Source organism: Comamonas sp. NyZ500 (genome assembly GCF_016772095.1).
In the GTDB taxonomy this organism is placed as follows: Bacteria; Pseudomonadota; Gammaproteobacteria; order Burkholderiales; family Burkholderiaceae_C; genus Comamonas; species Comamonas thiooxydans.
Genome location: NZ_JAEIJE010000005.1, coordinates 312,594 through 318,877 on the forward strand (window position 1 = coordinate 312,594; position 6,284 = coordinate 318,877).

7 protein-coding genes are annotated in these 6,284 nt (G+C 59.1%); all 7 read left to right on the forward strand.

The genetic code is table 11. The features are described from left to right. Positions 1 to 10: 10 nt before the first annotated feature. Positions 11 to 367: a ferredoxin gene (locus JAO85_RS11075; RefSeq protein ID WP_003074660.1), complete on the forward strand. Its 357-nt coding sequence runs from the start codon at positions 11 to 13 to the stop codon at positions 365 to 367. Positions 368 to 528: 161 nt separating this feature from the next. Further along, the gene (locus JAO85_RS11080) at positions 529 to 1,167 is read left to right on the forward strand and encodes an alpha/beta hydrolase (RefSeq protein ID WP_003064008.1); all 639 of its coding nucleotides are present in this window, start codon (positions 529 to 531) and stop codon (positions 1,165 to 1,167) included. Between the two features lie 151 nt (positions 1,168 to 1,318). Then, positions 1,319 to 2,491 carry a D-alanyl-D-alanine carboxypeptidase family protein gene (locus tag JAO85_RS11085; protein WP_003064007.1) on the forward strand — a complete coding sequence of 391 codons (1,173 nt, stop codon included), beginning with the start codon at positions 1,319 to 1,321 and terminating at the stop codon, positions 2,489 to 2,491. 238 nt (positions 2,492 to 2,729) lie between these two features. Then, on the forward strand, positions 2,730 to 3,107 hold the full coding sequence (gene rpsL, locus JAO85_RS11090) for a 30S ribosomal protein S12 (RefSeq protein ID WP_003059441.1): 378 nt from the start codon (positions 2,730 to 2,732) through the stop codon (positions 3,105 to 3,107). Positions 3,108 to 3,275: 168 nt separating this feature from the next. After that, positions 3,276 to 3,749 (forward strand): 30S ribosomal protein S7, encoded by a 474-nt coding sequence (rpsG, locus tag JAO85_RS11095; RefSeq protein ID WP_003059438.1) that lies wholly within the window; start codon positions 3,276 to 3,278, stop codon positions 3,747 to 3,749. A 145-nt stretch (positions 3,750 to 3,894) separates the two neighbouring features. Beyond that, on the forward strand, positions 3,895 to 6,003 hold the full coding sequence (gene fusA / locus JAO85_RS11100) for an elongation factor G (RefSeq protein ID WP_003064006.1): 2,109 nt from the start codon (positions 3,895 to 3,897) through the stop codon (positions 6,001 to 6,003). Between the two features lie 180 nt (positions 6,004 to 6,183). Beyond that, the coding region (locus JAO85_RS11105; protein WP_035881087.1) for a GTP-binding protein at positions 6,184 to 6,284 on the forward strand (101 nt) is incomplete at its 3' end.

Genomic DNA, 6,284 nt, shown 5'->3' on the forward strand with positions numbered 1-6,284 from the left:
ATGATCCACCATGAGCGACATCCAGAATCAAGACCAGGCCGGCGGCTACTACCAGCGTCATATCTTCTTTTGCCTGAACGAGCGTCCCAACGGTGAGGACTGCTGTGCTCTGCATGGCGCCAAGGCGGGCTTTGACCACTGCAAGCGCAAAGTCAAGGAAGAGGGGCTTGCCGGAAAGGGGCTGGTGCGTGTGAACAAGGCCGGCTGCCTGGATCGCTGCGCCGGCGGTCCCGTGGCCGTGGTCTACCCCGAAGCCGTCTGGTACACCTTCATCGACGACAGCGATATCGATGAAATCGTCGAATCCCATCTCAAGAACGGCAAGGTGGTCGAGCGCCTGGTGCTGCCCGAAAGCGTGGGACGCTGATCTGGCTGCCTTGAGTCCTGTGGCCGTCCCGGCAGGCTTGCGGCAAGGCGGCTCTTGCCTGGGGCGGCCGACTTTGGGCTTGCTTGTTCAGGAACTTTAAGCGTTTTCAAGCGTCAGCCCAATTACAGCAAGCGCAAAAAGCTACAACTAGGATAGCAATCGTGAATTCCCAGACCGAACGACTGACGCTCACCGGCACCGCCGGTGCCATTGAGGCCCTGCGCGATGCGCCGCAACTGGTCGAAGGCCAGAGCCCCAAGGGCGTGGCCATCATCGCCCATCCGCATCCGCTGTTTGGCGGCACCATGGACAACAAGGTGGTCCAGACCCTGGCGCGTGCCTTTGTTCAGTGCGGCTACACGGTCGTGCGTTTCAACTTTCGCGGCGTGGGCGCCAGTGCCGGCGAATATGACGCCGGCAAGGCCGAGCTGCAGGATTTGCTGGCCGTGGTGCAGCAGGTGGCTCCCGAAGGCCCTGTAGCTCTGGCCGGCTTTTCCTTCGGCGCTTTCGTCACCAGCCATGCGCTGGCCCAACTCTGGGGTACAGGCCGGGTGCAGAAGGCTGTGCTGGTAGGCACAGCCGCCAGTCGCTTCGAAGTGGCTCCCGTGCCTGCCGAGGCCCATGACCAGACCCTGGTGATCCACGGCGAGGCGGACGACACCGTCGAGCTGTCCGCCGTGATGGACTGGGCGCGCCCGCAGATACTGCCTGTTACCGTGATTCCGCAGGTCGGCCATTTCTTTCACGGACAATTGCCGCTGCTCAAGAGCCTGGTGGTGCGCCACCTGAAGTCCCTGTAAGAGCCATTTCCCACACCTTGACGCACGTGAATTGCTGCCCCGTCTTGGTTAACTCCATTTTCATAGCGCCAGGCCGAGGTATATCCTTGGCTTTGGCCGTTTCCGACGGTAAATCACCGCGCTTACCTTTGCTTTAGCGAGAGTCCTCTTCATGAAGCCCATCTACTCCACACTGCGTGTTCTGGCCGTTGCTGCCGCAGTGGCGCCCGTGTTTGCCATGGCACAGGTGGCGGCCCCTGTTCCTCCCGAAATTGCTGCCCGCAACTATCTGCTGGTGGACGTCACTGCCGGCCAGGTGCTGGGCGCCAAGGACGTCGATGCTCCCGTCGAGCAGGCATCGCTGACCAAGCTGATGTCGGCCTATGTGGTGTTCGACGCCTTGCGCTCCAAGAAGATCACGCTGGAGCAGCGCATGCCCGTGAGCGAGCGCGCCTGGAAGATGCCCGGCTCGCGCATGTTCATCGACCCCAAGATGCAGGTGCCCGTCAATGACCTGCTCAGCGGCATGATCATCCAGTCCGGCAACGATGCCACCATGGCATTGGCCGAGGCCGTGGGCGGCACGGCCGAGAACTTCGTCAAGATGATGAATGACCAGGCCAAGGCCCTGGGCATGAAGAACACCAGCTACAAGAACCCCGAAGGACTGACCGAGCCCGGTCACCTGACGACGGCGCGTGATCTGTCCATCCTGGCCCAGCGATTGATGCATGACTTCCCCGAGTACATGCACTACTACGCCACCAAGCAATACAGCTACCCCGGCACGCCCGCCTCCAACGGCAGCAACCGCAATGCCTTGCTGTTCCGCGATCCCACCGTGGACGGCCTGAAGACCGGTCACACCAATGCCGCCGGCTATTGCCTGGTGGCCACGGCCAAGCGTGACCTGCCCAATGTGGGTCAGCGCCGCCTGCTGTCCATCGTGCTGGGAACGGCCAGCGAAAAGGCGCGTGCCAACGAAAGCCAGAAGCTGTTGAACTGGGGTTACACCGCTTTCGACGCCGTCAAGCTGTTTGATTCCGATCAGCCCGTGGCCACTCCCGCCGTCTGGAAGGGCGCGGCCAATGCCGTCAAGATCGGCAAGGCCGACGGCGCCGTGGTGGTGACCGTGCCCTCGGGTACCGGCGGCAAGCTGACCACCGAGGTGGTGCGCCAGGATCCGCTGATTGCACCCATTGCCAAGGGGCAGTCCATGGGGGTGCTCAAGGTCAAGTCGGGTGCGGATGTGGTGGCCGAGGTGCCGCTGGTAGCGCTTGAGGCCGTCGAGCAGGCAGGCTTCTTCGGCCGTCTGTGGGACACCATCCGCCTCTGGATCAAGTAAGTTCCCGGGCCGGCAGGAGGTAGCTCCTGCCGGTGAGAGCACTTTGATGTGCCATGCAAAGCATCTTGCTGCCGGCAGGGCTATTGTCGGCTGGGAGTTGTGCTGATTTGCACAAGCTGGTACATTCGAGGGCTTTTCGGAATTTCCGAAGGGATTCACGTTTCCGCATCGGCATCTGTTGCTGCGGATAAACCTTTTGCTTTCACGAAGCAAATTCACGTTTAGGGACGTTTAATTAATGCCAACCATTAACCAACTCGTGCGTCAGGGCCGCACGGTCGAAGTTGTTAAATCCAAGAGCCCTGCTATGGAAAACTGCCCCCAACGCCGTGGCGTGTGCACTCGTGTGTACACCACCACTCCCAAGAAGCCTAACTCGGCTCTGCGTAAGGTGGCCAAGGTTCGTCTGACCAACGGTTTCGAAGTGATTTCGTACATCGGCGGTGAAGGCCACAACCTGCAAGAGCACAGCGTTGTGCTGGTGCGCGGTGGTCGTGTGAAGGACTTGCCCGGTGTGCGTTACCACATCGTGCGCGGTTCCCTGGACCTGCAAGGCGTCAAGGACCGTAAGCAAGCTCGCTCCAAGTACGGTGCCAAGAAGCCTAAGGCTAAGTAATCAGCCCTGGTTTTTTGAAAACAAACGGTGTTTGATTCGCCTGACTGGCGCGGTCAAACGTAGTGGCCCTGAGCACGAATGTTTTGTGCGGGTCGAGTAAGTGAGAGTTTTGAATAGCTCTCGCGGTATCTGAAAAGATGCCAACTGAAGCAAAGATAGAGGTAAAAAATGCCACGTCGTCGCGAAGTCCCCAAACGTGAAATCCTGCCGGATCCCAAGTTCGGCAATGTAGAGCTGTCCAAATTCATGAACGTGATCATGGAAGGCGGCAAGAAGGCGGTTGCTGAGCGCATCATTTACGGCGCTCTGGACCTGATCGAGAAGAAGCATCCCGGCAAGGACCCTCTGGAAGCTTTCGTTGTTGCCATCAACAACGTCAAGCCCATGGTTGAAGTGAAGTCCCGCCGTGTTGGCGGTGCCAACTACCAGGTGCCCGTGGAAGTGCGTCCCGTCCGTCGTCTGGCTCTGGCCATGCGCTGGATCAAGGAAGCCTCCCGCAAGCGTGGCGAGAAGTCCATGGCTCAACGCCTGGCCAACGAGCTGCTGGAAGCTACGGAAGGCCGTGGCGGCGCCATGAAGCGTCGTGACGAAGTGCACCGTATGGCCGAAGCCAACAAGGCCTTCAGCCACTTCCGCTTCTAATCGGAATCTCGCTCGAGATACAGGGCCGCATGCAAAAACTTGCTGCGGCCTTGTGTCGATTCTGAGCGCCCCCATATAGAGCTGCTGCCTCCTGCGCACAATGCGGGGCCGGCAGTACTCCCATACGATCAAGCAAGGATCCATCATGGCTCGCAAGACCCCCATTGAGCGCTATCGCAACATCGGTATTTCCGCTCACATTGACGCAGGTAAGACAACCACTACAGAACGTATCCTGTTCTATACCGGTGTGACCCACAAGCTGGGCGAAGTGCATGACGGCGCTGCCACCACCGACTGGATGGAGCAAGAGCAAGAGCGTGGTATCACCATCACTTCCGCTGCAGTGACCTGCTTCTGGAAGGGTATGGATCTGTCCTACCCAGAACACCGTTTCAACATCATCGACACCCCCGGTCACGTGGACTTCACGATTGAAGTGGAACGTTCCATGCGCGTGCTGGACGGTGCTTGCATGGTGTATTGCGCTGTGGGTGGCGTGCAGCCCCAGTCCGAAACCGTGTGGCGTCAGGCCAACAAGTACAAGGTGCCTCGTCTGGCCTTCGTGAACAAGATGGACCGTACCGGTGCCAACTTCTTCAAGGTCTATGAAGGCATGAAGACTCGCCTGAACGCGAACCCTGTGCCCGTGGTGATCCCAATCGGCGCTGAAGAAAACTTCCAGGGCGTGGTCGATCTGGTCAAGATGAAGGCCATCATCTGGGACGAAGCTTCCCAGGGCATGAAGTTCGAATACCAGGACATCCCCGCCGAGCTGGTGGAGACCGCCAACAAGTGGCGTGAAAACCTGGTGGAAGCCGCTGCCGAAGCTTCGGAAGAGCTGATGAACAAGTACCTGGAAGAAGGTACTCTGACTGAAGAAGAAGTGAAGCTCGGCGTGCGTACCCGTACCCTGGCCACCGAAATTCAGCCCATGCTGTGCGGCACCGCGTTCAAGAACAAGGGTGTGCAGCGCATGCTGGACGCCGTGATCGACTATCTGCCCGCTCCTGTGGACATCCCTGACGTTACCGGTACCGACCCCGATGACGAAGAGAAGAAGCTGAGCCGCAAGGCTGACGATGCTGAGAAGTTCTCGGCTCTGGCCTTCAAGCTGATGACCGACCCCTTCGTGGGCCAGTTGACTTTCGTGCGCGTGTACTCTGGCGTTCTGTCCAAGGGTGAGACCGTTCTGAATGCCGTCAAGGGCAAGAAGGAGCGTATCGGCCGTATCGTGCAGATGATGGCCAACGACCGCGTGGAAGTGGAAGAAATCCGTGCTGGCGACATCGCTGCCTGCGTGGGTCTGAAGGACGTGACCACCGGTGAAACCCTGTGCGACATCGCTGCGCCTATCGTGCTGGAGCGCATGGTGTTCCCCGAGCCCGTGATTGCACAGGCTGTGGAACCCAAGTCCAAGACCGACCAGGAAAAGATGGGTATCGCTCTGTCGCGTCTGGCTGCAGAAGATCCTTCCTTCCGCGTGCGTACCGACGAAGAATCCGGACAGACCATCATCGCCGGTATGGGCGAACTGCACCTGGAAATCATCGTTGACCGCATGAAGCGCGAATTCAACGTGGAAGCCAACGTGGGCAAGCCCCAGGTTGCCTACCGCGAAACCATCCGCAGCACGGTCAAGGACGTGGACGGCAAGTTCGTTCGCCAGTCCGGCGGTAAGGGCCAGTACGGTCACGTGGTTCTGACTCTGGAACCCCAGGAAGCCGGCAAGGGCTTCGAGTTCGTCGACGAAATCAAGGGCGGTGTGGTTCCTCGCGAATACATCCCTGCGGTGGAGAAGGGCGTGATCGAAGCTCTGACTTCCGGCGTGCTGGCTGGCTACCCTGTGGTGGACGTCAAGGTTCGTCTGACCTTCGGTTCGTACCACGATGTGGACTCGAACGAAATGGCGTTCAAGATGGCCGCTATCTTCGGTTTCAAGGAAGCTGCCCGCAAGGCCAACCCCGTCATCCTGGAACCCATGATGGCTGTGGAGGTGGAAACGCCCGAAGACTACGCCGGTACCGTGATGGGCGATCTGTCCTCGCGTCGCGGCATGGTTCAGGGTATGGACGACATGGTTGGTGGCGGCAAGGCCATCAAGGCTGAAGTGCCTCTGTCCGAAATGTTCGGCTACGCCACTTCGCTGCGTTCCATGACTCAAGGTCGCGCCAGCTACACCATGGAGTTCAAGCACTACGCTGAAGCTCCTCGTAACGTGGCTGAAGCCATTGTTGCTGCCCGCGCCAAGTAATTGACGCAGGTTTGACGAATCCGTCATAATCTACGGCTTCCAATCGCGGCAGTCCTTTGAGGATTGCCGCGATTTTTGCCGGTCTGCGATCCCATGCCGTCCTGTTTCCTGTGCGGGGCGAGTCAGCAATGAGGTGCAGACCTTAAACATCACACAGGTTTTTGCTCTTTCGGAGAAATCATGGCAAAAGAAAAGTTCGAACGTACCAAGCCCCACGTGAACGTGGGCACCATCGGTCACGTTGACCACGGCAAGACCACCCTGACTGCTGCTATCGCTAC